Origin of the sequence: Synechococcus sp. CBW1107, assembly GCF_015841355.1 — a bacterium.
In the GTDB taxonomy this organism is placed as follows: domain Bacteria; phylum Cyanobacteriota; class Cyanobacteriia; order PCC-6307; family Cyanobiaceae; genus Regnicoccus_A.
The window spans coordinates 144441-169798 of record NZ_CP064908.1; the positions used below are offsets into that span (position 1 = coordinate 144441).

At 69.1% G+C, this 25358-nt stretch carries 25 protein-coding genes; 12 read left to right on the top strand and 13 right to left on the bottom strand.

Annotated features, from left to right (window positions below; genetic code table 11):
• Position 1: 1 nt before the first annotated feature.
• Complete coding sequence (locus I1E95_RS00815; protein WP_197164542.1) at positions 2–199, top strand: hypothetical protein; 198 nt, start codon at positions 2–4, stop codon at positions 197–199.
• 4 nt (positions 200–203) lie between these two features.
• Here the strand turns inward: I1E95_RS00815 and I1E95_RS00820 are convergent, their stop codons facing one another.
• The gene (locus I1E95_RS00820) at positions 204–2945 is read right to left on the bottom strand and encodes a cyclic nucleotide-binding domain-containing protein (RefSeq protein ID WP_197164544.1); all 2742 of its coding nucleotides are present in this window, start codon (positions 2943–2945) and stop codon (positions 204–206) included.
• 100 nt (positions 2946–3045) lie between these two features.
• On the opposite strand from I1E95_RS00820, the gene I1E95_RS00825 reads away from it, so the two are divergent.
• The 5 genes from I1E95_RS00825 to I1E95_RS00840 all read left to right on the top strand — a co-directional run bounded on the left by I1E95_RS00825 (position 3046) and on the right by I1E95_RS00840 (position 5886).
• On the top strand, positions 3046–3723 hold the full coding sequence (locus I1E95_RS00825; RefSeq protein WP_231594758.1) for a phytochelatin synthase family protein: 678 nt from the start codon (positions 3046–3048) through the stop codon (positions 3721–3723).
• A 37-nt stretch (positions 3724–3760) separates the two neighbouring features.
• The gene (locus I1E95_RS00830) at positions 3761–4585 is read left to right on the top strand and encodes a M23 family metallopeptidase (protein ID WP_231594759.1); all 825 of its coding nucleotides are present in this window, start codon (positions 3761–3763) and stop codon (positions 4583–4585) included.
• A gap of 205 nt (positions 4586–4790) precedes the next feature.
• Positions 4791–5063, top strand: a complete 273-nt coding sequence (locus tag I1E95_RS00835; protein ID WP_231594760.1) for a transglycosylase SLT domain-containing protein — start codon at positions 4791–4793, stop codon at positions 5061–5063.
• A gap of 283 nt (positions 5064–5346) precedes the next feature.
• Entirely contained in the window at positions 5347–5475 is a 129-nt protein-coding gene (locus I1E95_RS17100; RefSeq protein WP_255518520.1) for a hypothetical protein, read from the top strand.
• 39 nt (positions 5476–5514) lie between these two features.
• Entirely contained in the window at positions 5515–5886 is a 372-nt protein-coding gene (locus I1E95_RS00840) for a hypothetical protein (RefSeq protein ID WP_197164548.1), read from the top strand.
• Here the strand turns inward: I1E95_RS00840 and I1E95_RS00845 are convergent.
• The 8 genes from I1E95_RS00845 to lysA form a co-directional block, all read right to left on the bottom strand.
• Entirely contained in the window at positions 5852–6391 is a 540-nt protein-coding gene (locus I1E95_RS00845) for a hypothetical protein (protein WP_197164550.1), read from the bottom strand. The two genes, I1E95_RS00840 and I1E95_RS00845, sit on opposite strands and share 35 nt — an antisense overlap.
• On the bottom strand, positions 6388–7404 hold the full coding sequence (locus tag I1E95_RS00850) for a DUF952 domain-containing protein (protein WP_197164552.1): 1017 nt from the start codon (positions 7402–7404) through the stop codon (positions 6388–6390). Before I1E95_RS00850 ends, I1E95_RS00845 begins: the two co-directional genes overlap by 4 nt.
• Before the next feature lie 8 nt (positions 7405–7412).
• Positions 7413–8318: a cupin domain-containing protein gene (locus I1E95_RS17170; protein WP_304623247.1), complete on the bottom strand. Its 906-nt coding sequence runs from the start codon at positions 8316–8318 to the stop codon at positions 7413–7415.
• 8 nt (positions 8319–8326) lie between these two features.
• The gene (locus tag I1E95_RS00860) at positions 8327–9262 is read right to left on the bottom strand and encodes a rhodanese-related sulfurtransferase (protein ID WP_197164554.1); all 936 of its coding nucleotides are present in this window, start codon (positions 9260–9262) and stop codon (positions 8327–8329) included.
• Positions 9259–10161 (bottom strand): biotin synthase BioB, encoded by a 903-nt coding sequence (gene bioB / locus I1E95_RS00865; protein WP_231595015.1) that lies wholly within the window; start codon positions 10159–10161, stop codon positions 9259–9261. The genes I1E95_RS00860 and bioB overlap by 4 nt, the downstream gene beginning before the upstream one ends.
• Positions 10162–10296: 135 nt before the next feature.
• Positions 10297–11100, bottom strand: coding sequence for an isoprenyl transferase (locus tag I1E95_RS00870; protein WP_231594761.1), 804 nt, complete (start codon positions 11098–11100; stop codon positions 10297–10299).
• Entirely contained in the window at positions 11097–11894 is a 798-nt protein-coding gene (cdaA, locus tag I1E95_RS00875) for a diadenylate cyclase CdaA (protein WP_370594599.1), read from the bottom strand. The genes I1E95_RS00870 and cdaA overlap by 4 nt, the downstream gene beginning before the upstream one ends.
• A gap of 86 nt (positions 11895–11980) precedes the next feature.
• A complete protein-coding gene (gene lysA, locus I1E95_RS00880; RefSeq protein ID WP_231594762.1) occupies positions 11981–13405 on the bottom strand; it encodes a diaminopimelate decarboxylase in 1425 nt (474 codons plus the stop codon).
• Positions 13406–13451: 46 nt separating this feature from the next.
• On the opposite strand from lysA, the gene I1E95_RS00885 reads away from it, so the two are divergent.
• The 4 genes from I1E95_RS00885 to I1E95_RS00900 all read left to right on the top strand — a co-directional run bounded on the left by I1E95_RS00885 (position 13452) and on the right by I1E95_RS00900 (position 18793).
• Positions 13452–13949, top strand: a complete 498-nt coding sequence (locus I1E95_RS00885) for a GNAT family N-acetyltransferase (protein ID WP_197164558.1) — start codon at positions 13452–13454, stop codon at positions 13947–13949.
• Positions 13950–14167: 218 nt separating this feature from the next.
• Entirely contained in the window at positions 14168–16738 is a 2571-nt protein-coding gene (locus tag I1E95_RS00890) for an ATP-dependent Clp protease ATP-binding subunit (protein ID WP_197164560.1), read from the top strand.
• A gap of 10 nt (positions 16739–16748) precedes the next feature.
• Positions 16749–17906, top strand: a complete 1158-nt coding sequence (locus I1E95_RS00895; RefSeq protein ID WP_197164562.1) for an iron-containing alcohol dehydrogenase — start codon at positions 16749–16751, stop codon at positions 17904–17906.
• Positions 17903–18793 (top strand): alpha/beta fold hydrolase, encoded by an 891-nt coding sequence (locus I1E95_RS00900; protein ID WP_231594763.1) that lies wholly within the window; start codon positions 17903–17905, stop codon positions 18791–18793. Before I1E95_RS00895 ends, I1E95_RS00900 begins: the two co-directional genes overlap by 4 nt.
• Positions 18794–18829: 36 nt before the next feature.
• On the opposite strand, the gene I1E95_RS00905 is transcribed toward I1E95_RS00900, so the two are convergent.
• Positions 18830–19789, bottom strand: a complete 960-nt coding sequence (locus tag I1E95_RS00905; protein WP_197164564.1) for an outer membrane protein — start codon at positions 19787–19789, stop codon at positions 18830–18832.
• Between the two features lie 157 nt (positions 19790–19946).
• Between I1E95_RS00905 and I1E95_RS00910 the strand changes: the two genes are divergently transcribed.
• Positions 19947–20603: a DUF2993 domain-containing protein gene (locus I1E95_RS00910; protein ID WP_231594764.1), complete on the top strand. Its 657-nt coding sequence runs from the start codon at positions 19947–19949 to the stop codon at positions 20601–20603.
• Positions 20604–20638: 35 nt separating this feature from the next.
• Here the strand turns inward: I1E95_RS00910 and I1E95_RS00915 are convergent, their stop codons facing one another.
• From I1E95_RS00915 to I1E95_RS00925, 3 genes are read right to left on the bottom strand one after another with little or no spacing between them, the layout of a single operon-like run.
• Positions 20639–21523 (bottom strand): phosphatidate cytidylyltransferase, encoded by an 885-nt coding sequence (locus I1E95_RS00915; protein ID WP_197164565.1) that lies wholly within the window; start codon positions 21521–21523, stop codon positions 20639–20641.
• Positions 21520–22170: a precorrin-6Y C5,15-methyltransferase subunit CbiT gene (gene cbiT, locus I1E95_RS00920; RefSeq protein WP_197164567.1), complete on the bottom strand. Its 651-nt coding sequence runs from the start codon at positions 22168–22170 to the stop codon at positions 21520–21522. The genes I1E95_RS00915 and cbiT overlap by 4 nt, the downstream gene beginning before the upstream one ends.
• A 12-nt stretch (positions 22171–22182) precedes the next feature.
• A complete protein-coding gene (locus tag I1E95_RS00925; protein ID WP_197164569.1) occupies positions 22183–23559 on the bottom strand; it encodes an aminotransferase class I/II-fold pyridoxal phosphate-dependent enzyme in 1377 nt (458 codons plus the stop codon).
• 161 nt (positions 23560–23720) lie between these two features.
• Here I1E95_RS00925 and I1E95_RS00930 point away from each other — a divergent pair, with 161 nt between their 5' ends.
• The gene (locus I1E95_RS00930; RefSeq protein ID WP_197166926.1) at positions 23721–25334 is read left to right on the top strand and encodes an AarF/ABC1/UbiB kinase family protein; all 1614 of its coding nucleotides are present in this window, start codon (positions 23721–23723) and stop codon (positions 25332–25334) included.
• The last annotated feature ends 24 nt before the right edge of the window (positions 25335–25358 follow it).

The window sequence follows — 25358 nt, forward strand, 5'->3', positions numbered from 1 at the left end:
GATGGAGTTCCCCACCCTGCTGGTCAGGCGCGTGAGTCGCCCACCCGGTCACGACCGGGCTCTGGTGCTGCGCAACCGCCAGGGCGGTGTGACCGGGGGCTATCACAACGCCAGACTGCTCAACCCCGAGCAGACCCGCGCCCTGATGGCCGACCATCACTGGGATGTGGTTCCCGGCATGGACGACCGAGGCCGCTGATCCCTCAGCTGTGCAGCGAGCGCATCAGGCTCTGAAGATGGCGGCTCTCGAGCTGCAGCACCCGGCGGGCGAACTCGGGGTCGCGCTCCAGCACCGCATCGAAGCCATCCACCGGCACCGCCAGCAACCGGGTTCCCTCCGTCTCCGCCACGATCGTGTTCTCCGAGGCGCTGTGGCTGAGCACCTCGAGCTCATCGAGCACCTGGCCGGGACGGAGAGGCTCGAGGCGCACGCCTCCGGCCTCCTGGTAACGGACCGCGGCCCGTCCGGCGATCAGCAGCAGCAGTTCACGGCAGGTGTCGCCGGTTTCGGTGATCAGCTCGCCGGCGCCGAAACGGCGCAGCTCCGAGGCTGCGGCCAGCTGCTCCAGGCTGGCGTGACTGGTGCCCCTGAAGAAATCACTGGCGGCCAGGTGGGCGCGCATCTCCAGCTCCGGCAGATCCACGAGCTCAGGCAGCGGCGCTGCTGGCTGGATCACGGCCCTGATCACCTCCGCCAGCGGCACGGGCGCTGTGGCGGGATCGAGGCCGCTGGCCAGCAGGCGGGCGCGGCCGGGATCAAGCCTGGCCAGCAGGAAGAGGGCGGCGGCCCGCAGCAGCGGCGTGCGCTCCTGCAGCAGATCCTCCAGGCTGGAGAGGGTGTCGGCGAGGGGACAGGCCGGCGGCTCAGGCGCGGCTCCTGACGGCTCCTGCTGCAGCAGCGCCAGCACCGGCGCAGAGAGTTGCGGCTCCCAGTCGCCTTCGGCCAGCAGCTCGGGCAGGTTCACCGGCCGGAGGGCGCGAAGCCTGGCGGCCCACTGCAGCGCTTCCGGCTGCTCCTTCAGCTCAGAGAGAACGCCCAGCATGGCGCGCAGGCTCAGGTCCTGGCGCTGCAAGAGGGAGTCGGCGAGGAGATCACGGACCAGAGGCTGATCCGCCAGCACCGGCTGCAGCAGGCTCACTCGGGCATGCCTCAGCTCAGAGAAGCGCGGCAGCATGGCCTCCAGCTTCTGCAGGGCACTGGTGCTGGGGGCGAGGCCTTCCAGCACGCTGGCCTCTTCATCCGGGGTGATCGAATACTGGTTGCGCAGGCTGCGGATCACCTCGGGATCGGCCTGGCGGCTCTTGAGCAGCATCAGCCGCTCGAGCGATTTTGTGTAGCCACTCAGGCGAACCTGATCCTCGAGGCTGCGACGACCGTCGGGATCCAGCAGGTCGGGGTTCTCCACGCCCACCGATTCGAGCAGCAGGCTGTGCTCCTCGTCGGTGATGCCGATCTCGCGCCGCATCTGGCTCAGCACCTCCAGACTGCTGGAGGCATTGGCGTAGCCCTCCTGCAGCGCCTCGCGCACCACCTCCTTGTAGACCTGCTGACGTTTCTCGCGGGTGAAGCCCGGCAGCACCTTGGCGAGCACATAGACCTCGTGGGGGCTGAGGTCGGCCAGCTGACGGCCATCGAGGTAGCGCCCCACATCGAGATCGAGCTTCTCCAGCTGGCGGCGGAAGCGGCTGGCCAGGTTCTCGCGCTGGTGCAGATCGGCGCTGCGCTCCCAGGAGCGGTAGAGCCAGAGGCTGCTCACCGCCACCACCACGGCATCGAAGAGGGTCTGCACCCAGGCGGGCATCAGAAGCAGCAGCGGCCGCCCGGAGAAGAGAAAGAAGAAGTTGAACACCAGAAACGTGGCCACCACGAACACGTGATGACGGCTCCAGCGGCTGCGGCCCTCGATCCAGCGGCCCAGGCGCACCCCCAGCCAGGTGAAGAGCCCGAGCACCAGCGGCACCGCCACCAGCCGCGGCACATTCAGGCTCTGGCCGAAGAGGAACAGTCCAGGTCGCAGCAGCAGCGACAACTGATCGCTCTGGCGCAGCCAGGCCCCCGAGAAGTAGTAGTCCCAGGTGCCGGCGTAGAGGTAGTAGTAGAGGAAATAGCCGACCACCAGGCCCACGTAGGCATAGCGCTCGAAGCTGAACTGCCTGGTGCTGAGCCGCGTCCAGTACATGCGCTCGGCGTCGATGTCGATGCAGGGCTGCTGGCAGGCCACGCAGGCACTCTGTTCACTGCCGTCGGGGAGCACGGTGCGGCACATCGACTGGGTGATAGGTGTCTCGCTCAGGTGGGCCTTGCTGCCGAGCAGGCCCGCCGGGGTGGAGTAGACGCTCTGCACCGGCGCCATCGGGCAGAAGTACTGGCACCAGGCCTTGCCGCCGTAGAGCCAGCCCACGCTGATGGCCGCGGCGATCGTGAACAGCAGCCAGCCGGCCAGCACCAGGCGGTCGGCATTGAAGAAGAGGATGCGCCCGCAGAGGCCCACGAACAGCCAGCCGAACTGGAGCTGGGAGTAGTGACGGGCCAGCCAGGAGTCGTCGGCCACCTTGGCCAGCTGCTGGCGGCGCTCACCGGTGCGCGGGTTGACCTTGGTGCGCTGACGCTGCCGGCCCAGGGCCCGGGGGATCTGGGAGAGGAAGGAGAGCGGGCAGACCCGGCGCCAGAGCTCGTGGCCGAACAGCATCAGGATCAGCACCGCCGCCGGCACCACCACCCCCCAGAAGGCGGTGGTGCCGAGGGGATAGGGGGTCTCGCTGAGGCAGACGCCCTGCACCGGAATGCAGGTGTCGGGCAGGCGCAGGGGACTCCAGGGGTGATCCGCCTCGGTGAAGCGGGGCGTCCAGGGGTCGTAGAAGAGCGAGGCGATGATCAGCAGCCAGGCACTGGTGAGAATCCAGCGGATGCCATGCATCCGTGCCTCAGACACCTCAAAGGCCATCAGGCGGGGCCACACTGGCGCGAACCCTAGATCGACCGCCCTGACCCTGCCTGCCTGCCGCCGCTGCCGTGCCCTGCCAGCCGTTCTGAGCCTGGCGCTGGTGGTGCTGCCAGCCCTGCTGTCCCGTGCCCTGGCCCAACCTGCGGCGGCCACGATCCCCCTGCCGGACCCCCGGGGCCAGACCCTGCTGCTGCAGAGCGTCGATCGCGCCGACTACGGACCGCTGGCGGAGCAGTTCCTCACCCAGGCCAACCTGGCCTACTGCGGCGTGGCCAGCATGGTGATGGTGCTCAACAGCCTGGCGGTGCCGGCCCCGGCAGCGGCGGGGTACGGAAGCTACCGCTTCTGGACCCAGGAGAACGTGTTCGAGGCCGCCGCCACCAGGGCGGTGCTGAGCCCTGAGGTGGTGGCCCGCCAGGGGATGACCCTGCAGGAGCTGGGGGACCTGCTGGTCAGCCATGGGCTGCAGGCCCGGGCGATCCACGGCGATCGGCTGAGCCTTCCCCAGTTCCGCCTGCTGGTGCGCAGCAACCTCAGCCAGAGCCGTGATCGCCTGCTGGTGAACTACGACCGCAAGGCCCTGGGCCAGGCCGGCGGCGGCCACATCTCCCCGCTGGCCGCCTACAACGCCGCCACGGATCGGGTGCTGATCCTGGATGTGGCCCGCTACCGCTACCCATCGGTGTGGGTGCCCCTGGCGGATCTCTGGCAGGCGATCCGCACCACCGACCGCAGCTCGGGCCGCAGCCGCGGCGTGGTGGTGGTGCGGCGGATCTGAGGGCGTTACAACGCGTCGGTCTGCACCGCCACGGTCCGTGGCGACACGGCCTGTGCTGCGCCCGACGGCCCCTGCCCGCTTCCAGCTGAACCCGGCGAGGCGGCTGCTCCCCCTGCTGGGCGCACTCTGTGGTGCCGCCCTGATCCACATGCCCCCAGCCAGCGCCGTGCCGCTGATCCCCGACTCGGCCAGCGGCGCGGGCTCTGAAGACGAGACCTGGACTGAGGCCATTCGGCAGCAGCCAGGCGATGGTCCACCGGCGGCGGCCCTGCTGGCGCCGCTTCCTCTGGCCCCCGGGTCTCCTGAGGCGCCCCCCAGGCCCGAGCGGCCGGCAACGGTTCCCGCTCAGGTGGCGGTGGGCGATCTTGTCCTCGAAGGTCAACCGCCGGGGCCTGGCGAGGCTGCCGCCAGGCCGCCAGAGCCGCTGCATTACCCCCTGGCCCGCCCCGCCAGCGAGCAGGACCCCTGGGGCTGGCGTTACGCGAGAGCCGGCGGGGCCTGGCGCATGCACACCGGTGTGGATCTGGTCGCGCCTGAGGGCACCGCCGTGCTGGCCGTGAACGGGGGCCGGGTGCAGCGGGTCGATGTGATTTCGGGCTATGGCCTCACGGTGCTGATCGACCACGGTGGCGGCTGGTCGAGCCTCTATGCCCACCTGCTGGAGGCCAGCGTGAGCGCGGGCGAGAGCCTGCGGGCCGGGCAGCCCCTGGGTCTGGTGGGCCAGAGCGGCAATGCCAGCGGCCCGCACCTGCATCTGGAGCTGCGCCAGCGGCAGCCGCAGGGACTGGTGGCGGTGGACCCCACACCGCTGCTGCCCGCGCCTCCCTCCGCTGGTCCCATCGCCGGTGACCTGCGCCCCTGAGCGCTGCTGATCAAGCTCAGTCGACCACTGGTCAACCCGCCTCGGAGCCGGTACCGTCCGGCGCAATTGGCCGGGTGGATGGATGCCGTTTCATGCTGTTACTGCCGCTCGCGCCATTCCGCGGTTGCTCGGGGCAACCCTGGCCCTTGGGGCCACGTCCTGGCTGACACCCGCTGCTGAAGCCAATCAAGCGGGCCAGTCGCAGGTGCTCACAGCCATCCGCCAGGTGTGGCCCGCTGCGCACCACGAGTCGGCCATCCGGCTGGCGCGCCTGGAGAGCGGCCTCTCCCCCACCGCCCGTGGCTGTGCCGGGGCCTGCCTCGGCCTGTTCCAGATCCACTACTCGGCCAACCGTCAGCTGATGGCCGCGATGGGCATCCACACGCCGGACCAGCTGCTGGATCCGGTCGTCAACAGCACCGTGGCCTATCGCCTGTTCCGCGAATCGGGCTGGAGCCCCTGGGGCGGTCAGCCCTGAGCGCTCGGGCTTGCCAGGGGAAGACACGTGTCGTCAGGGATGATCCGGATCACCCATCGATGTCCGCCGGTTTTCGGAACGACAGACGTCGCTGCGTTTTCTCACCAGATTATTGCGTGGCCTCAAGCACTCGACTATGGCCGCGGATTTGCCGGTGAAACGGCTGAAAGACGAACTCAAAATGCTCGCCACCAGCAACCTCATCTCGAACCCTGTATTTTGCTAAAAGCTCTAGAAATTCCTCAACGTCCACCACAACTCACTACCAATCACCACCCTGGAGGTGATCGATGAGCTGATCACCCTGGCCAAGCAACTCGACGCCCTCGCCAACAACAACAGCAACACCGAGGACAGCGCCAGGATGAGCGTGATGGTGAAACGCATCTTCAACAGTTCCGGTTACACCTGAGACACCGGTGGCATTGGCTTAAGCCGCCGCTCCATCTCCTTGGCTACCCGCGCCGTCTACTCCTTCACTGGCTTCCCCGGCACTCCCGAGCGCCATCTCTACCTCCACCACGACGGCTACCCCACCGGCGCCGCGTGGCGCTTCGCCACCGCCCTGCGCCACAGCCAGGAGGCCTCCTCGTTCCTCGCCTCCTTCCTGAGCACCCAGCCCAGGGCGGAAGTGCTCAGCGGGGCGGAGCAGTCCGCCGATGCCGAGTACCGCTACCAGGTGCGGCTGCTGGAGCGCAGCGATACCCGCCTGCAGGTGGCCTGCTGGCGCCGGCTTCCGGAGGGCTCCAGCTGGCAGCCCCGTTGCGGGCCCGTGCCCCTGGCGGTGTTCATCCAGCGCTTCCTGCCGGGGGAGCTGCCGTGATCAGGCCGAGCGTGCGCTCACAGCGCCGCAGGCCCTCGGCGCAGTCACCCCGCATCAGCAATCCGGCGCCGCCCCAGAGCAGCCGTTGCGGCAGATCGAGGGCTCCCGCACCCAGCTCCCGCAAGGGCTCGAAGCCCAGCCGGCGGAAGTAGCGCACCAGGCGGCGGTGCTGGTGCTCGTCGTCGCGGATGGCCAGCAGCGCGGCGCGGCGGCAGGGGGTGTGCTCCAGCGCCCAGGCGAAGGTGGCGGCCCAGATCAGCGGACCCACCAGGGCTGCGGCCGGCTCGCCGCGCGGCACCTGGATGCGCAGGGTGTCGAGATGGAGGCCATCGGGCAGCGGAATCGCCCAGCCCTTGAGCTCCCCCAGCAGCTGGGGGCCGCCCTCGGGGCCACGGCGGGCCACCCCCACCCGCAGCCCCCGCAGCGCCGCCGGCCCGCTCACCTGCAGGCGCAGCAGCAACCCCTGTGACGCTCCCCACACCTCCAGCTCCGCCAGGTGGCTCATGCGGGGAACGGCTCCCAGGCCAGCACCGTCTCCAGGGGCAGGGGGCCCCGGATGTGGGGGAAGAGCTCGCCGCTGCCGGGGGCCGGCTCCTCCTCCACCTCAATGCCGGCCGCCGCGAGGCGCCCGGGATCGATCGTGAGCAGCAGCACATCGGCCGCATCGGCATAGAAGCGCTGGTGGGTGGCCTCGAGCTGATGGCTGTGGCTCGCGTGGATGAAGCCCACGTCCTCCAGGCTCAGGCCGCGGCTGGAGCGGCGGTAGATCCCCTCGCACTTGGCGGCGCGCCATTCCGGTGCCAGGGCCAGGTGATACAGCCAGCGCGGCGAGCGCCAGGCGGCTCGCAGTGCCCAGGGCGGGGCCATCACCGCCGCCAGCTCGGGGCTGGCGAGAAACCGCCCCAGCCACGCCTGCACCGCCGTCAGACCCGCTGCGGCCTCGAACCCCTCCGGATCCGCCAGGCGGAACTGGCGCACAAACGGCAGCAACGCCAGATCCGCCAGGGAGGGCCGCTCCCCCAGCTGGGGCAGCTGCTCATTCCAGGCGCGCAGGATCGTCAGGGCCGCCGCCCGGTGCTCCTCGGGGTCGGCGCCCGGGTGACGGCCGGCGTACTTGAAGCGGTCGAGATGGTGCTTGAAGGGACCGTCGTTGCTGGCGATCAGCGCCTCGATCAACGCCCGCTCGGCCGCGTCACCCGATGTGTCGGCCCGCCGCAGCAGATCACCGGGGTCGTGGCGCTCCAGGGCCCAGCGCATCACCGCCAGGCTCTGATCGATCACGGAGCCAGCTCCATGGCTCTGGCCTGCTGAGGTGCCATTGGCTGACAGCACCAGCACCGGCACCGTGCCCTTCGCGGAGGCCTCCAGCAGTTCGGGGGGCTTGGCCTTCAGGTTCACCTCCCGCAGCTCCAGGTCAGGGCCGGGCCGCACCCCCGCCGCCGCCAGGGCCAGCCGGGCCCGGATCGCATAGGGGCAGCGGCGGAAGCTGTAGAGGATCGGCCGATCCGCCCTGGGCACAGACCGGATCACCAGGGCGTCCCATCCTTGCGGCTGAAGCGCCAGCCGTCATCCAGCTCCCGGGCCTGCAGGTCGTCGTCGGGATAGTCGACCTGATCGCCGGGGGTGCGATCGCCGATCTCCAGCAGGATCACCGTCTCGGCGCCGCGGTTCACCAGGTGATGCGCATTCCCCCGGCCCGCCGCGAAGCCTGCCGCCATCCCCGGGGCCAGCTCCAGTTCCCCCTCGTCGCTGATCAGGGTGGGATGCCCCTGCAGCACATACACGAATTCATCCTGGAGGCTGTGGGCATGGCGCAGGGCCGTGCAGGCTCCCGGGGGCAGCAGGGTCTGGTTCACGCCGAACCGGCTCAGGCCGAAGAGATCACCCAGGACCCGCTTCTCCCGTCCGGCCAGTCGCGCCGCGAAGGGGGCCGGATAGGAGCTGGCCCGCTGGCGCGGCGGCACCGCGCTCGCCAGCACGGCCCTGGGCTGTCGGTCAGGCTCCAGCCAGCCGTGGCGGGCGTCCGCCGACCACAGCCGCTCCGGTGAGTAGGCCCTCAGGGGCCAGGCGGGATCCGCCAGGGGGGAGCTCAGCAGCTGCTCCAGTGACTCCAACAGCGGGAGCTCCTGATGGCTCGCCTGGTGAGCGGCCACCGCCCGCAGGAACCAGCGGGTGAGGGTCTCGTGGTAGCCGGAGCCGTCGCTGTTCGGGGTGCCGGTGGCCTCGTTGTAGGCGCGGATCCGCTGGCGCAGATGGACCAGGGCCTGGTCATGGCCCCACCGGCGCAGGCTCACCAGCGCCACCAGCAGGTGGGCCTGGTGGGTCCAGTGCGAGCGGGGAAGGCTGCCGTTCTCAAAGGCGGCCGCAACGGCCTCGATGGCCTCAGGTGTCGACCACGACGCCACAACTGAAGCCATCACCAGATCGGCCATGGGCCCCCTCAGCTGGTGAAGACCTGGGCGATGTGCACCTGGCCCCGCCGCTCTGCCAGCTCAACCTGGCGCTGGCGTTCCATCAGCTGGGCGCGGCGCTCCGGGGAGAGACCATCAACGCAATGGCGGCAGCTCACGCCCTTCTCGTAGCTCGCCAGCTGGCGGTCGCTGGGCGAGAGGGGCCTGCGGCAGCCGTGGCACAGGCTGTGCTCACCGGGCTCCAACTGGTGATTCACGGCCACCCGCTGATCGAACACGAAGCATTCGCCCCGCCATTGGCTGGCCGGCTCCGGCACCTGCTCCAGATAGCGCAGGATGCCGCCTTCGAGGTGATGCACCCCCTCGAAGCCCTGCTCGAGCAGATGGGCCGTGGCCTTCTCGCAGCGGATGCCACCGGTGCAGAACAGCGCCAGGGCCTGGGGTTCGCGCTCCGCCACCAGGGGGCGCAGCACCGTCTCCACCCAGTGGGGGAAATCAGCGAAGCGCTCCAGGCCCGGATCGATCGCCCCCTCGAAACTGCCCAGCGCCACCTCATAGGAGTTGCGGGTGTCGATCACCAGGGTGCCGGGATCGCCGATCAGCCGGTCCCACGCGGAGGGCGCCACGTAGGTGCCCACCCGCTCGCCGGGTCGGGCTTCGGGGCGGCCCAGGGTCACGATCTCGGCCTTGAGGCGCACCTTCAGCCTGTGAAAGCCGGGCCGCTCGCTCCAGCTCAGCTTGGCCTCCAGATCCGCCAGGCGTGGATCGGCGCGCAGGTGAGCGAGCACCGCGCTCACCCCGTCCTCGGGGCCGGCGATCGTGCCGTTGATGCCCTCCTCCGCCAGCAGCACGGTGCCCTTCACCCCCTGGCTCCCGGCCAGCGCCAGCAACTCCTCGCGCCAGGGCGGCAACTCGGCGGCGGAGAAGGTCACGAACTTGTAGAAGGCCGCGATCCTCTCGCTCAAACCGCCATCTCCACACGCACCCCCGCCGCCGCCAGCAGCGCCCGGTCGGAGTCCACATCGGGGTTGCCGGTGGTGAGCAGGGTGTCGCCATAGAAGATGGAATCGGCCCCCGCCTGCAGGCAGAGGATCTGGGCCTCGCGGCTCAGCTGCTCGCGGCCGGCGCTCAGGCGCACCCGGCTGTAGGGCATCAGGATGCGGGCGGTGGCCACCATGCGCACCAGCTCGAGCGGGTCCACCGGCGGTTGCTGCTCCAGCGGAGTGCCCTCCACCGCCACCAGGGCGTTGATCGGCACGCTCTCGGGATGGGGATCAAGGCCGGCCAGCACCTGCAGCAGACCGGCGCGGTCGCTGGTGGTCTCCCCCAGGCCGATGATGCCGCCGCAGCAGAGGGTGATGCCCGCCTGACGCACCCGGGCCAGGGTTTCCAGGCGCTCCTGGTAGGTGCGGGTGGTGATGATCCGCTCGTAGTGCTCGGGGCTGGTGTCGAGGTTGTGGTTGTAGGCGGTGAGGCCCGCCGCCGCCAGGCGCTCGGCCTGGGCGTCGGTGAGCATGCCGGCGGTCACGCAGGCCTCCAGACCCAGCTCACGCACACCGCGCACCATCGCCAGCATCGCCTCGAAGGGGGCCCCATCGCGGATGTCGCGCCAGGCCCAGCCCATGCAGAAGCGGTGGGCACCGGCCGCCTTCGCCGCCCGCGCCCGCGCCAGCACCGGCTCCACCTCCAGCTGTGGCCGTCCGCTGACGTCGCTGCTGTTGTGCATCGACTGGGGGCAGTAGGCGCAGTCTTCTTCGCAACCGCCGGTCTTGACGCTGAGCAGCGAGGCGAGCTGCACCCGGTAGCCGGGGTTGGCGGCCCGGTGCACGCCCTGAGACCGCCAGAGCAGGTCGATCAGCGGCATCTCCAGCAGCTCCTGGATCTCCTCGCGGCTCCAGTCGTGGCGCAGGTCAGGGGCACCAGCGGCGCTGGCCGGGGCGGCAGCGGCTGAGGGTCGGGCAGTGGTGGTCAACGGGGCAGGGAGCGGGAGGGGAGAGGGTCAGGCGCTGGGGGGATGAAGGGGCTCAACGCCACCGAAGCGCCGCTGGCGGCCCTGGTAATCCAGCACGGCCCGCAGCAGGGCCTGTTCATTGAAATCGGGCCAGAGCACATCGGTGATGTGGATCTCGGCGTAGGCCAGTTGCCAGAGCAGGAAATTGCTGATCCGGTACTCGCCGCTGCTGCGGATCAGCAGATCGGGATCCACCTCGCCCGCGGTGAGCAGCTCGGCCTCGAAGTGGGTCTCATCGATCGCGGCGGGATCGAGCTCACCGCGGGCAGCCTGCTCCGCCAGGCGCCGGGCCACCTGCACCAGCTCCCGCCGGCCGCCGTAGTTGGTGCAGACATTGAAGTGAATGCCGGTATTGGCGGCGGTGCGGGCCTCGGCAGCGGCAATGCGCTCCTGGAGGCCTTCCGGCAACTGCTTGAGGTCGCCCAGGAAACGGATGCGCACCCGCTCACGCTCGAGGGCCTGCAGCTCACGCGCGAGCACCCGCTCGAACAGGGCCATCAGGAAGGTCACCTCCTCGCCGGGCCGGTTCCAGTTCTCGGTGGAGAAGGCATAGACGGTGAGAGCACCGATGCCCCAGTCGCTGCAGAGGCGCAGGGTGCGCTTGAGGGCTTCCACTCCTTCTCGGTGACCCATCATCCGCGGCAGGCGCCGCTGGCTGGCCCAGCGGCCGTTGCCATCCATGATCACGGCCACATGGGCCGGCAACCGGGCGGGATCCAGACAGGCCGGCAGCAGCTCCGAGGGCTGGGCGGAAACCTGGATCGGGTCGGTGGTCGCCGGAGAGCGACTCATGCGCGGGATTCGGGCGTGTCCTCGGCCACGGTACGTCCAGTGGGAAGAGGCACCACCGAACCTCCCGAAGTCTTGGCCGGGGGTTTCGTGGACGAGGGAGCCAGGGCGGCGGTCAGCAGCTCACGCAGACGGCTGCTCGTGATCGGCCGCTCCAGCTTCCCCTGGCGGGCGAGGGAGAGGGTGCCGGTCTCCTCGGAGACCACGATGCAGAGGCAGCGGTCGAAGCGTTCGGTGATGCCGAGGGCCGCCAGGTGGCGGGTGCCATAGCGGGTGATGCCCTGGCGGGAGAGGGGCAGGATCACCCCGGCGGACAGGATCCGGCTGCCCCGCACCAGCAGGGCCCCGTCGTGCAGCGGCGTGTCCGCGGCGAAGAGGTTCAGCACCAGATCCACCGAGAGCATGGCGTCCAGCTCGATGCCTGGATTGAGGAAGTCTTCAGGTCGCAGATCGCTGCCCAGATCCACCAGGATCAAGGCTCCCCGGCGGCCCTGGGAGAGACGGCCAGCCGCCTCGGTGAGCATCGCCACCGCTCCTGACATCTCCTGGTCAACCCCCTGGTTGCCCAGAAGCACGTCGAGGCGGCCCGTGCCCAGCAGCTCCATCAGGCGCCGCAGCTCCCCCTGCCAGAGGATCGCCAGGGCCAGGCTGCAACCCAGCACCACGGCCTCCAGCAGGCGGGTGGTGAGGGGGAGATTGGCGAAGCGCTGGACCACCCAGACCAGGGCCACCAGAAACAGCCAGCCACGCAGGAGCCAGAGGGTGCGGGATTCGCGCACCCGCGCCAGCAACAGCATCCCGAGGGCGGAGGCAAACAGCAGATCCAGCAGCAGGCGCAGATCGAGGAGCCTCAGCCAGATCACAGAGCCCTAAAGCAGTTCGCTCATGTTACCGGCCGAAATCGTTCCGGCAGCAGGTCGTGGAGCAGCAGCTCGTCTGGTCGCTCCCGCCGTTGCACCAGCTCCGCCTGTCCCCCATGCACCAGCACCGCCGCAGGCCTTGGGATGCGGTTGTAGTTCGAGGCCATCGAGGCGTTGTAGGCGCCGGTGGCGAAGACCACCAGCAGATCACCGCTGCTGCTGGGGGGCAGGGCCAGGTCCTTGAGCAGCACGTCACCGGATTCGCAGTGCTTGCCCGCCACCGTGACCGTTTCCGTGGCCTCGGCCGTGGGGCGCTCCGCGAGCACCGAGGTGTAGCTCGACTGATAGGTGATCGGCCGGGGGTTGTCGCTCATGCCCCCATCCACCGAGAGGTAGGTGCGCAGGCCGGGGATCTGCTTGCGGCTGCCGATCGTGTAGACGGTCAGGCCGGCCGTGGCCACGAGGGAGCGCCCCGGCTCGCACAGCAGCCTGGGCAGCTCGAGATCCCGTTCGCGGCAGGCGCGCACCAGGGCCTCGGCCACCCCCTGCACCCACTCCTGGATGCTCGGGGGATCATCGGAGGCCACGTAGCGGATGCCCAGCCCGCCTCCCACGTTCAGATCACTCACGGGATGGCCGAGAGAGCGGGCCAGGGCCAGGGCATCCGCCATCACCCCGGCCAGGTCGCGGTGAGGCTGCAGTTCGAAGATCTGGGAGCCGATGTGGGCATGCAGGCCCGTGAGGCGGGCCCAGGGGCACCCGGCCAGGCGCTGCAGCACCGGCTCGAGCTGATCGGGGTCGAAGCCGAACTTGCTGTCGAGGTGGCCGGTGCGGATGTACTCATGGGTGTGGCACTCGATGCCGGGGGTGAAGCGCAGCATCAGCGGCACCACCCGGCCCGCCGCGGGGGCGATCTCGGCCAGGCGTTCGAGGTCGTGGTCGTTGTCGACCACGACGGTCACACCGTTGGCCACCGCCAGGGAGAGCTCCTCATCCGACTTGTTGTTGCCATGCAGGACGATCCGCTCCGGCGGCATGCCCCCCTCAAGGGCGGTGAGCAGCTCACCCGCCGAGACGGCATCGAGACCGAGGCCTTCGGAGGCCACCAGGGCGCTCAGCACCAGGCTGCTGTTGGCCTTGGAGGCGTAGAGCGCCAGGGAGGGGGCGGGATAGTGGGCGGCGAGGGCCTCCCGGTAGGCCCGGCAGCTGGCCCGCAGGGTGTCTTCATCCAGCACATAGAGGGGTGTGCCGTAGCGGCGAGCCAGCTCACCCAGATCACAGCCGCCCACCTGGAGTCTGTCCTGGCCGTCGAGGGCCGTGGTCAGCGGCGTGAGGTTGCGGTTGGGACTGAGGGCATCAGCGTCCGGCTCATAGGGACGCCTCGGCGGACTGGGCACAGCGACGTCGCCGACGGCCTGGTCAGCCGGAGTGACGGGAGAAACGGTCATCGGCGCCATCCTTGGGGCTGTGTCCTGATTGACCCCAATCGTAAGGATGAGCATCGAAGGGGCAGGGGCAGGACCGCACGGGCTGAAGACCCAGAGGCTGCGGCCCATCCACGCCGAGGCCTGCCACCGGCTGGATCGGCTCTGCCGGCCCCACGGCTGGGACCTGCCGCAGTGGCATCAGGAGCTGGAGGCCCAGCAGCGTGGGGACCGTGGCCGCTTTGTCCTGGGGGTGCTGCACGGCTCTCGGCTGGTGGCTGTGACCAGCGGTTGGCTGATCCTCGACGAGCTGCAGATCCTGGTGGTGCTGGTGCACCCCGCTCAGCGGCGGATCGGCCTGGCGCGGATGGTGCTCAGCGAGCTGATGCGGGAGGGCCGTGAGCAGGGCGCCAGCGGGGCCACCCTCGAGGTGGCGGCCGACAACACGGCCGCTCTCGGGCTCTACGGGTCGCTCGGATTCCGCAGCACCGGCCGTCGTCGCGGTTACTACCGCGATGGCCAGGATGCTCTGATCCAATGGTGCCAACTCGAGGGTGCGACTGGTTAGTTGTGTGTCCGCTGAGTGCAACACCTCCAACTGGCGATCACCAAGGTGCGGATTGCCGCCATTTGTTGATGCGTAAGGCCGTACGAATTCAGTCCTGAGCATGTGGCGATCAAGCCATGCCATCCCTGCTGTGGCAGCGGATCCGGCCGAATCGGAAGCAGAATCACGCACACCCTCTCAGCCCTGATAGGTTGGTGTGACTTGCACAGGCACCGCAGATGTTCGAGCGGTTTACCGAGAAGGCCATCAAGGTGATCATGCTGGCCCAGGAAGAGGCCCGAAGGCTGGGCCACAACTTCGTGGGTACCGAGCAGATCCTGCTGGGCCTGATCGGTGAGGGCACCGGTGTGGCCGCCAAGGTCCTCAAGTCGATGGGGGTCAACCTCAAGGACGCCCGGGTCGAGGTGGAGAAGATCATCGGCCGCGGCTCCGGCTTCGTGGCCGTTGAAATTCCGTTCACCCCCCGTGCCAAGCGCGTGCTGGAACTCTCCCTCGAGGAGGCTCGTCAGCTCGGGCACAACTACATCGGCACCGAGCACCTGCTCCTGGGCCTGATCCGGGAGGGTGAGGGCGTTGCCGCCCGGGTGCTGGAGAACCTCGGCGTCGACCTGGCCAAGGTGCGCACCCAGGTGATCCGCATGCTGGGTGAGACCGCGGAGGTCACCGCCGGCGGTGGTGGCAGCAAGGGCTCCACCAAGACGCCCACTCTCGATGAATTCGGCAGCAACCTCACCCAGCTGGCCGCCGAGGGCAAGCTTGATCCCGTGGTGGGCCGCCACAACGAGATCGATCGGGTCGTGCAGATCCTCGGGCGCCGCACCAAGAACAATCCCGTGCTGATCGGTGAACCGGGTGTCGGCAAGACCGCCATCGCCGAGGGCCTCGCCCAGCGCATCATCATCGGCGAAGTTCCCGACATCCTCGAGGACAAGCGGGTTCTCACCCTCGACATCGGCCTGCTGGTGGCCGGCACCAAGTACAGGGGCGAATTCGAGGAACGCCTCAAGAAGATCATGGAAGAGATCCGGGGCGCCGGCAACGTGATCCTCGTGATCGACGAAGTGCACACCCTGATCGGTGCCGGTGCCGCCGAAGGGGCGATCGACGCCGCCAACATCCTCAAGCCGGCCCTGGCCCGTGGCGAACTCCAGTGCATCGGCGCCACCACCCTGGATGAATACCGCAAGCACATCGAACGGGATGCAGCCCTGGAACGCCGCTTCCAGCCGGTGATGGTGGGCGAACCCTCCGTGGTCGACACCATCGAGATCCTGCGCGGTCTGCGCGAGCGCTACGAGCAGCACCATCGCCTGAAAATCAGCGATGAAGCTCTGGTGGCCGCCGCCACCCTCGGTGATCGCTACATCTCCGATCGTTTCCTGCCCGACAAGGCCATCGATCTGGTCGATGAAGCCGGCAGCCGCGTGCGCCTGATGAATTCCAAGCTGCCTCCGGCGGCCAAGGAGCTCGACAAGCAACTGCGGGCGATCCAGAAGCAGAAGGAGGACTCCGTCCGCCAGCAGGACTTCGGCAAGGCCGGCGAACTGCGCGACAAGGAAGTGGAACTGCGCGATCAGATCCGCTCGATCCTCCAGGCTCGACGCGACGAGGAGCCGGTGGCCTCAACCGCTGTGGAAGGATCCGCAGAAGCCACCGCCGAGGCCGAGGCCAGCACCGCAGCCGACAACGCCCTGGCCTCCTCCAGCGGCGAGCGTCATCCGGTGGTCACCGAAGAGGACATCGCCCAGATCGTGGCCTCCTGGACCGGTGTTCCCGTGCAGAAGCTCACCGAGAGCGAATCGGTGAAGCTGCTGAACATGGAGGAGACCCTGCACCAGCGCCTGATCGGCCAGGACGAAGCCGTCAAGGCCGTGTCCAAGGCCATCCGCCGCGCCCGGGTCGGTCTCAAGAACCCCAACCGCCCCATCGCCAGCTTCATCTTCTCCGGTCCCACCGGCGTGGGCAAAACGGAGCTCACCAAGGCCCTGGCCGCTTACTTCTTCGGCAGCGAGGAGGCGATGATCCGCCTCGACATGTCCGAGTTCATGGAGCGGCACACCGTCAGCAAGCTGATCGGTTCGCCTCCCGGCTACGTGGGCTTCAACGAAGGTGGCCAGCTCACGGAAGCCGTGCGCCGTCGTCCCTACACGGTGGTCCTCTTCGATGAGATCGAGAAAGCCCACCCCGACGTGTTCAACCTGCTGCTGCAGCTGCTGGAAGACGGTCGCCTGACCGACTCCAAGGGCCGCACGGTGGACTTCAAGAACACCCTGATCATCATGACCTCGAACATCGGCTCGAAGGTCATCGAGAAAGGCGGTGGTGGTCTCGGCTTCGAGTTCTCCGGCGCCGCAGTGGAGGAAACCCAGTACAACCGCATCCGCTCCCTGGTCAACGAGGAGCTCAAGCAGTACTTCCGTCCTGAGTTCCTCAACCGTCTCGACGAGATCATCGTCTTCCGGCAACTCAGCCGCGACGAGGTCAAGGAGATCGCCGAAATCATGCTGCGCGAAGTGTTCGGCCGCATGCAGGAGAAAGGCATCGGTCTTTCGGTCACCGAAGCCTTCAAGGAGCGCCTGGTCGAGGAGGGCTACAACCCCAGCTACGGGGCACGTCCCCTGCGCCGGGCCGTGATGCGCCTTCTCGAAGACTCCCTGGCGGAGGAATTCCTCTCCGGCCGCCTGAAGGAAGGGGATTCCGCCCTTGTCGATGTCAACGATGAGAAACAGGTGGTGATCCGCCACCAGACGGTGGTCGCAGAACCCGAACTGGCCGGTGCCAGCGTCTGACCACGCCTCGATGGTGACAGCTCTCAGTCAGCATGCGATCGCCCCCGCCCGTCTGGTGCGGGGGCCTTCAGCATGGTCGAGCTCGCTCGACTCCCTGCCCTCCCTCTGCCGACGCCCATTGCTGCTGGGCCGCAGCCAGGCCACCGCCCACCTGCGCGAGCGGGCCTGCGCCGATCTGAGGCGGCTGGGGCTCGACCCCCTGTCCGGAACCCTGCAGTTCGACTGTTGCGAGGATGACCTCCAGCGTCTGGCGGCGCAAGCCGTGGCCAGCCGCTGCGACGGAGTGATCGCCATGGGCGGTGGCAAGGTGCTGGACGCGGGCAAGCTGCTGGCCCATCGCCTCGGTCTGGCCTGCATCACCGTGCCCACCAGCGCCGCCACCTGCGCCGGCTGGACCGCCCTGGCCAACCTCTATTCAGCCGATGGAGCCTTCCGCTCCGATGTGGCGCTGGATCGCTGCCCCGACCTGCTGATCTTCGATCACGATCTGGTGCTCCAGGCTCCCCCGCGCACGCTGGCCAGCGGGATCGCCGATGCCATCGCCAAGTGGTATGAGGCTTCAGTGAGCAGCGGCGCCAGTGGCGATGGCCTCGTGCAGCAGGCGGTGCAGCAGGCCCAGGTGCTCCGCGATCAGTTGCTGCTTGAGGGGGAGGCCGCCATGGCCGAACCCGGTGGCGAGGCCTGGGTGCGGGTGGCGGAGGCGGCGGCGCTCACGGCCGGCCTGATCGGTGGCCTGGGGGGGGCCCGCTGCCGCACCGTGGCCGCCCATGCCGTCCACAACGGTCTCACCCAGCTGCCCGCCTGCCATCACCGTCTCCACGGTGAGAAGGTCGGCTATGGCGTTCTCACCCAGCTGCGGCTGGAGGAGTTGCTCGGTGGCCACCGCCTGGCCAGCCAGGCCCGACGCCAGCTGATCCCCTTCTTCAGGGCCCTGGGTCTGCCGGTGAGCCTCGAGGAGATCGGCCTCGCCGAGGCCAGCCTCAACGACCTCAACACCGTCTGCGACTTCGCCGTGCTCCCCGGCTCAGATCTGCACCATCTGCCCTTCCCCGTGAACGCCAACGACCTGCTGACCGCCATGGTGAGCACCACGGCTTCGGCGCATGGGACCGAAGCGGCTCCAGCCCCATGCGCCGAAGCCAGCCTCTGCCCAGAGATCAGCCCTTGAGCCGCTTCCCCCAGGCGGAGTGGTGCCAGGGTCCGGAGTTGATCGCCAGAGCCGCCAGCAACCTCCTCGATCCCCAGGGACGTGACCTGGCTGGACGCGTGCAGTGGTGGGAACTGCCGGGATACAGCGGGCGTTGGCCCGTGGCTGTGCTTGGAGATGGCAGCCCCCTGCTGCTTCTGCATGGCTTCGACAGTTCTCTGCTTGAGTTCCGCCGGCTGGCGCCGCTGCTGGCACCCCGCTTTCGCCTCTACATTCCCGACCTCCACGGTTTCGGCTTCACCCCCCGGTCCGCCGCCGGCCGGTACGACCCCAGTGGTGTTCTCGACCACCTCACGGCCGTGGTGAAGCGGATCGAAGCGGCCTCAGCCCCAGACCCACCACAGCCCCTGGGCGTCATCGGCGCCTCCATGGGCGGTTCTGCGGCGGTGGAGCTGGCCCGGCGCCTGCCCGAGCGCGTGGACCGCCTGCTGTTGCTGGCACCCGCCGGTCTCACCGGACGTCCCATGCCCCTGCCCCCCCTGCTCGATCGCCTGGGGGTGCGGTTTCTCGCCCTGCCGGGGGTGAGGCGCGGGCTTTGCCGACAGGCCTTTGCCGACCCTGACGCCAGTGTGGGGCCCGCCGAAGAAGAGATCGCCTCCCTGCACCTGCAGGTGATCGGCTGGGGCGAGGCGCTGGGCCGGTTCGCCCGCAGTGGAGGCTTCGCCGGCTGCGGCGCCCCCCTGCCGGGACAGCCCCTGAAAGTGCTGTGGGGAGCCGATGACCGGATCCTGCGGCAGCCGCAGAAGCGGGCGGCCCTGGCTCTGCTGGGTGATCGGGTCGAGGAGTTGACGGCCTGCGGCCATCTGCCTCATCTGGACCGCCCCGAGGCCGTGGCCGCCGCCTGCTGAAGGCAGAGGCGGCCGGAGGGCCTGCGGGATGTCAGCTCACCAGAGGCCGCGGATCGGTGCGGACTCTGGCATGGGCTGCACGTAGGGTTCAGGTTCGGGCTGAGGCTCCGGCTGGGGAGTCGGCGCTGGGGTCACCACCACTGCCTGGGCAGCCGGCTGGCCGAAGCGGTAGCGGAAGCCCACCTTGGCGCCGAAATCGTTGTAGGAGTCGTAGCGGATGTTGTCGCCACTGAATCCGGAGGCACCGGAGTAGGTGCCCTCGACATAGACATCACTGGCGTTGCTCACGCCGTAGCTGACCCCCACCTTGGCCTGCCAACCGAACAATCCCTGGTTCGTGGTTCCAGTGGAAACACTGTTGCCACCACTGGAGACCTTGATGCGTGGAGTGCTCAGGTTGGTGTACCCGATACCGCCACCGATGTAGGGAGTCCAGCGGCTGCCGGTGCTGATGTCCCAGTAGCCACTGGCGAAGATGTCATTCTTGTTGATGACACCAGAAGAGCTCAGATTGTAATTGTTGCCGTTGGATGAGAAGGACACGTCGTTGACGCTGCCCCGGGTGTAGACGTAGCTCAGCTCAGTGCGGATCGCGCCAAAGTCGTAGCCAACTGCGAGATCGCCGGAGAAGCCTCCACCGAAACTCAGATCGCCGTTGACGTTTTCGAAGCCGCGCTCCGTGAGATTACGGGTGCGCACACCCGTAGTGGTGGGCCAGGCGGCGCCAAGGCCAAGTCCGAGGTACCAGCCGGTGCCCTGCTCATAGGGCACGGGTTCCGTGCTGCCGTAGTTCTGGGCCACGGTGGTGTCGGTCCTGACGGCGGGCTCTGCGCCCGGACTGAGGGCAATGGCGGCACCATCGGGAGCCAGCAGGGCCGCCGCACCGGCGGTCGCCGCGGCGGCGGGCTCCGCGGCACGGGCCGGGATGGCGAGGAGGGCGCCGGCGGCACTGGCGGCAACCCCCGAGAGCACAAGGGAAGGAATTCGGAAGTTCATGACGGACACAGTGACCATATCCACGGTCCAAGCACGGACGAGGCCTTCAGGCCACAGGCGAGGGCCAGACCTTCACCTGGCCGTCAGGTGTCCCTGCTGGCCGGGTGAAAGCCGTGGAACCTGCTCTGTTAGGAGGAGCACTCCCGACCTCGCCTGCATGGCTGGAGCCGAACCCGCACAGCCGTCGCGTTCGCCCAGCAGCGGCCCTGTGCTGCAGCTGCTGGCCTCAGGCCTCCAGCTCTGGATCCGCAGCCAGTGCGAGGCCGTCGAGAACCTGGAGATTCAGCTGCACGGTTCCGCCCTGAACCTGCTGCGCGGCCGCCTCGACGGGGTCAGTCTGCTGGCCCGCCGGGTGGTGTACCAGGGCCTGGAGATCGAACGTGTCCAGCTGCGGAGTGATCCCCTGCGCATCCAGGTCGGCGGGGTTCTGCGCGGCCAGCCGGTGCTGCTGGAGCATGCATTCCTGATCCGCGGCTCAGTGGCGTTCACGGCCGATGGGTTGAGCAGTTCCCTGAACCGTCCCCGCTGGAGGGAGCTCAGTGACCAGCTCGGTGACCAGCTGCTGGGCCTGGGGCCCCTCCGGCAGCTGCGCATCAGTCGAGGCATCCTGATCGTCGCCGCCGAGGCCCGGGGAGAGCCCAGGCTGATGGAGCTGGAGACCCTTCCTGAGGCCGACCAGGGCAGTGTGGTCATCCGTGACCTCAACGGGATGCTGCGGGGGCGCCTGCCGATGGACCCCAACATCCGCATCGAGCGGGCCACCCTCGAGGCCGACATGCTCCAGCTCGAGGGCCAGGCCAGGGTCTCCCCCTGAGTCAACTTCCTGCTGGCGCGGACCTGATCAGCTCCTCAGCCCAGAAGCGGCACCAGCAGAGTCACGAAGTAATAGACCACCGCCGGGGTGAACAGGAAACTGTCGATCCGATCAAGAATTCCCCCGTGCCCCGGGATGGCATCACCGGAATCCTTCACCCCCGCATCCCGCTTCATCATCGATTCGGTGAGGTCGCCCACCAGGGCGAACAGCGACACCACGCCTCCCAGCAGCCCGCCCACCACCCAGCCCCAGCGCCAGCCCAGCAGCTGACCGCCCACCACGCCCACCAGCACGGCGCTGGCCACGCCGCCGAACGCTCCCTCCACCGTCTTGCCGGGCGAGATGGGCGAGAGGGGGTGGGCCCCGAAACGGCGACCGATCACGTAGGAGCCGATGTCGGTGGCCACCACCATCAGACAGGCCATCAGGGTGAGCGCCATCCCAGGGGTGAAGGGCCAGCCGGCTCCCTGGAGCTGGGGGGCCAGAGCGGGATCGACCAGATCACGCAGACGCAGCCAGTGGCTGGGCAGAAAACCCAGATAGAACAGACCGAAGATCGAGGCGGCGATGTCGGCGATGGTGCCGGTCACGGGCTGAAGCAGCAACCAGCCGCAGATCACCGCGCCCGACACCGGCACCACCGACGCCGCCAGATCGACCGCCATGCCGCCGCCGCTGGCCCACTGGGTGGCGAACAGCAGCAGCTGGCAGGCCACCAGGGTGGTCTTGGTGGCGGGCCGGATGCCCTTGAACTGGGCCAGCCGGAAGAACTCCAGCAGGCCAAGGTGCACGATCACGCCCACCGCCACGGTGAACCACCAGCCCCCCAGGCTGACCACGACCAGACCAAAGCCACCGGCCGCGAAGCCGCTGAACAGCCGTGAAAGCGAGGTGCGCGGCCGTGAACCCTGACTCACCCGTTGCGCTCGGCAGCGATCAGGAAGAGGGGTTCAGCCGCCGCCAGGCGGGCCTGACTGCCGCGGCGCTGCATCCGATGGACCGTCGCCTGAACCACCTGAATGTCCCTGGCTTCCAGCTGACCCAGGGTATCGGTCGCATCCACGAGCCCCTCCAGGCTGGCGGTGCTGATCACCAGCCGTCCCCGGGGCTGCAGAGCCGCCCAGACGGCCCGCAGCACGCTCGCCAGCGGTCGGCCCACCTCCAGGACCACCCGGTCGGGGTGCTGCGGCAACAGGGAGAGTCCATCGGGAGCCTGGCCGGCGTGGATGTGCAGATTGTCGATGGCCAGGTGCCTCCGGTTGCGCTCCAGCAGCTCGATCGCCTCTGGATCCCTCTCCAGGGTGTGCACCTGACCCAGAGGCATCAGCCTGGCAATCTCCAGGGCCAGGGCTCCGGTGCCGCCGCCCACGTCCCAGACCGTGGAATCGGCCCTGGGGCGCAGGTGGGCCAGCAGCATCACCCGCAACTCCATCGGCGTGGGACTGAAGCCCGGGGCGTCTTCAAAGGCCTGATCAGGCAGACCCGGAGTGACGAAATCCCATTGGAAGGCAGACTCTGACCCGGATCGCCGCGATGGATCGTCGCCTCGCTGCCTTGCGCCCATCCGCAGCGCCCATCAGGCCACAACCTTCACCGTATCAGCGATCTGTCCGGGCCAGAGCCGACGCTGCTCCCTCAGCCACTCCAGCCGCGCCCCATCGATCCGCTCGCCGGGAATCAACAGGGGAATCCCCGGGGGGTAGGGGCAGATCGGCTCCGCCGCCAGCCGCTCGAGCGCCTGCTCGAGGGGAAGGGTCTGGTGGGGCGACCTCCAGGCCTCACCCGGGGTCAGCTCCGGCTCCATCAGGGCGGGAATGGGCGGTGACGAGAAGCCGGGAAGGGGTGCCCCGCCCAGGTCCTGGCGCAGCTGCCTGAGCTGGGCGGGCAGAAGCCAGAGGGCCCGTCTCGGCGGGCGTTCCCCCAGGCAGAAGGTGAGGCATCCCGGCTCAGGAAGCTCGGCGATCACGCCCCGTTGCAGCAACCAGGCGTCGGCCGTCAGGCCATTGATGCCCAGGGCGGCGGCATGGAACACCAGGCGCAGGGGATCCTGGTTGGCCGCCAGGGGCAGGGAGGCCGCCTCCAGCGCCTGCCGCAGCCTGGTGGCGCGGTTGAGAGCCAGGCGCAGGCCGCGGGCGCCGGCAGGGCTGTGGCGGTGAGCGATGGCTGCCGCCGCCGAAGCCAGCAGCAGGGCACTGGGACTGGAGGTCTGCAGCCAGAGCAGCGACCGCTCGATCGCCTCCTCGCTCACCCGCCCGCGCCGCAGCAGCAGGGCCGCGCTCTGGGCCAACCCGCCGGCGCTCTTGTGCAGGGACTGCACCACCAGATCAGCCCCGGCCGCCATGGCTCCCATCGGCAGTCCCGGCTGGCTGAAGTGAGTGCCATGGGCCTCATCCACCAGCACCGGCAGGCCGTGGCGGTGGGCTGCGTCGATCAGCCCCTGCAGATCCCCCGCCAGGCCCTGATAGGTGGGATGCACCAGCACCAGAGCAGCCAGGGGCGGGGCCTGCGCCAGGCGCTGCTGCAGCCAGGCCGGGGTCGGCGGCAGCCACAGCCCGGTGGCGGCATCGAAGGGCAGATCGAACAGCACCGGCCGCAGGCCACCGAGCACACAGGCGTGCAGCAGGCTGCGGTGCAGGTTGCGTGGCAGCAGCACCCGCTCGCCGGGCCTGGCCAGGGCCAGCAGCGCCACCTGCAGCATCCCGCTGGCTCCGTTCACCCCGAACCAGCAGCGATCGGCGCCACAGAGGCGGGCGCATTCGGCCTGGTCGGCGGCCACGGCACCGCCCGGCTCCAGCGGCCCTCCGATCTCGGGCAGTTCCGGCAGATCCCAGCGGCCGGGGCGCCGCCGCAGCAGCCGCCGCAGAGCAGGTGCCAGCCCCCGTCCGCGCCCATGGGCGGGCAGGTGCAGATCCAGGCGTGGGGGGGGGGTGCGCAGGGCCGACAGCAGGAGCATCACCGCCCTTGAACTTTCTAGAGTCTGCGATGACAACCCCAGGCGCCGCAGGAGTTCCCCCCATCACCGCCAGCTCCCCCGCGCGTCCGCTCCCGCCAGCGCTTCCCGCCCGGGTCGAAGGTCCGCCGCCCCGCTACGAGCCCGCCGCCGACCTGCGCTGGATGCTGCTGCGCCCCTGGATCCTGGTGTCGCGCCTGGTGGTGGTCCTCTGGCAGCTGGGCTGGCTGGCCGTGGTGCTGGTGGTGCAGGGCGGCAGCAGCGAACGGGCCGTGCAGCAACGCCTGGGCCGCCGCATCCTCCAGACCCTCACCCAGCTGGGGCCCTGTTTCATCAAGGTGGGACAGGCCCTCTCCACCCGCCCCGACCTGGTGCGCCGCGACTGGCTCGACCAGCTCACCCAGCTGCAGGACAACCTGCCCCCCTTCCCGCACGAGCTGGCTCTGGCCGAGATCGAAGCCGAGCTGGGGGCTCCTGCCTCAAAGCTGTTCGAGCATTTCCCTCCCTACCCCGTGGCGGCGGCCAGCCTGGGGCAGGTGTACAAGGCCGAGCTCACGGCGGGGCACTGGGTGGCGGTGAAGGTGCAGCGGCCCAACCTGGCCTACCTGCTGCGCCGCGATCTGGTGATCATCCGCCTGCTCGGGGTGCTCACAGCACCGTTCCTGCCCCTGAACCTGGGATTCGGTCTCGGCGACATCATCGATGAATTCGGCCTGACCCTCTTCGACGAGATCGATTACCGCCGCGAGGCCGACAACGCCGAGCGCTTCGCCGCCCTCTTCGCCGACAACCCCGCCGTGACAGTGCCTCGGGTGGAGAGGCAGTTCTCCAGCCGCCGGGTGCTCACCACCACCTGGATCAACGGGGTCAAGCTGCAGGACCGGCTGGAGCTGGAGTCGCACCGACTCGAACCCGATGCCCTGATCCGCACCGGCGTGACGGCCGGCCTGCAGCAACTGCTGGAATTCGGCTACTTCCACGCCGACCCCCATCCCGGCAACCTCTTCGCCCTACCGGGGCGCACCGGGGCCATGGGCCACGTGGCCTACGTCGATTTCGGGATGATGGATTCGATCAGCGACGCTGACCGCCTCACCCTCACCGGAGCGGTGGTGCACCTGATCAACCGCGATTTCGAAGCCCTCGCCCGCGATTTCCAGACGCTCGGTTTCCTTCGCCCCGACGCCGACCTCGCCCCGATCGTCCCGGCACTGGAAACCGTGCTCGGCGGCCAGCTGGGGGAAAGCGTGGGCTCGTTCAACTTCAAGGCGATCACCGATCGCTTCTCGGAGCTGATGTTCGACTACCCCTTCCGGGTGCCGGCCCGCTTCGCCCTGATCATCCGGGCGGTGGTGAGCCAGGAGGGGCTGGCCCTGCGCCTCGACCCCGACTTCAAGATCATCCGCGTGGCCTATCCCTATGTGGCCAGGCGTCTGCTGGCCGGGGACACCGCCGAGCTGCGCGAGAAGCTGCTGGAGGTGCTCTTCGATCGCGAGGGACATCTGCAGCTGGAGCGGCTCGAGAGTCTGCTGGGGGTCGTGGAGCAGGACGAGGCGAACCCCGATCTGCTGCCCGTGGCCGGAGCGGGTCTGCGCCTGCTGCTCGGTCCCCGGGGCGGGAGTCTGCGCCAGCGGCTGCTGCTGATGCTGGTGCGCGACAACCATCTGAACACCGAGGATCTGCAGGCCCTGATGGGGCTGCTGCGGCGCACCTTCTCTCCGTCCAAGCTGGCGGGTGGGGTGCTGCAGCGGCTCAACCCCCTCGCACCGGCCGCCTGAGCGGCTGGGTGCTCCCCTCCCGAT

Bases quoted from the DNA above. Each gene is read 5' to 3' on its own strand.
- I1E95_RS00815 (WP_197164542.1), top strand. From the start codon at position 2: ATGGAGTTCCCCACCCTGCTGGTCAGGCGCGTGAGTCGCCCACCCGGT.
- I1E95_RS00820 (WP_197164544.1), bottom strand. From the start codon at position 2,945: ATGGCCTTTGAGGTGTCTGAGGCACGGATGCATGGCATCCGCTGGATT.
- I1E95_RS00845 (WP_197164550.1), bottom strand. From the start codon at position 6,391: ATGAGCCACCTGGCGGAGCTGGAGGTGTGGGGAGCGTCACAGGGGTTG.
- I1E95_RS17170 (WP_304623247.1), bottom strand. From the start codon at position 8,318: ATGGCCGATCTGGTGATGGCTTCAGTTGTGGCGTCGTGGTCGACACCT.
- bioB (WP_231595015.1), bottom strand. From the start codon at position 10,161: ATGCCGCTGATCGACCTGCTCTGGCGGTCTCAGGGCGTGCACCGGGCC.
- I1E95_RS00870 (WP_231594761.1), bottom strand. From the start codon at position 11,100: ATGAGTCGCTCTCCGGCGACCACCGACCCGATCCAGGTTTCCGCCCAG.
- cdaA (WP_370594599.1), bottom strand. From the start codon at position 11,894: ATGCTGTTGCTGGCGCGGGTGCGCGAATCCCGCACCCTCTGGCTCCTG.
- lysA (WP_231594762.1), bottom strand. From the start codon at position 13,405: ATGACCGTTTCTCCCGTCACTCCGGCTGACCAGGCCGTCGGCGACGTC.
- I1E95_RS00885 (WP_197164558.1), top strand. From the start codon at position 13,452: ATGAGCATCGAAGGGGCAGGGGCAGGACCGCACGGGCTGAAGACCCAG.
- I1E95_RS00890 (WP_197164560.1), top strand. From the start codon at position 14,168: ATGTTCGAGCGGTTTACCGAGAAGGCCATCAAGGTGATCATGCTGGCC.
- I1E95_RS00895 (WP_197164562.1), top strand. From the start codon at position 16,749: ATGGTGACAGCTCTCAGTCAGCATGCGATCGCCCCCGCCCGTCTGGTG.
- I1E95_RS00905 (WP_197164564.1), bottom strand. From the start codon at position 19,789: ATGAACTTCCGAATTCCTTCCCTTGTGCTCTCGGGGGTTGCCGCCAGT.
- I1E95_RS00910 (WP_231594764.1), top strand. From the start codon at position 19,947: ATGGCTGGAGCCGAACCCGCACAGCCGTCGCGTTCGCCCAGCAGCGGC.
- cbiT (WP_197164567.1), bottom strand. From the start codon at position 22,170: ATGGGCGCAAGGCAGCGAGGCGACGATCCATCGCGGCGATCCGGGTCA.
- I1E95_RS00925 (WP_197164569.1), bottom strand. From the start codon at position 23,559: ATGCTCCTGCTGTCGGCCCTGCGCACCCCCCCCCCACGCCTGGATCTG.
- I1E95_RS00930 (WP_197166926.1), top strand. From the start codon at position 23,721: ATGCTGCTGCGCCCCTGGATCCTGGTGTCGCGCCTGGTGGTGGTCCTC.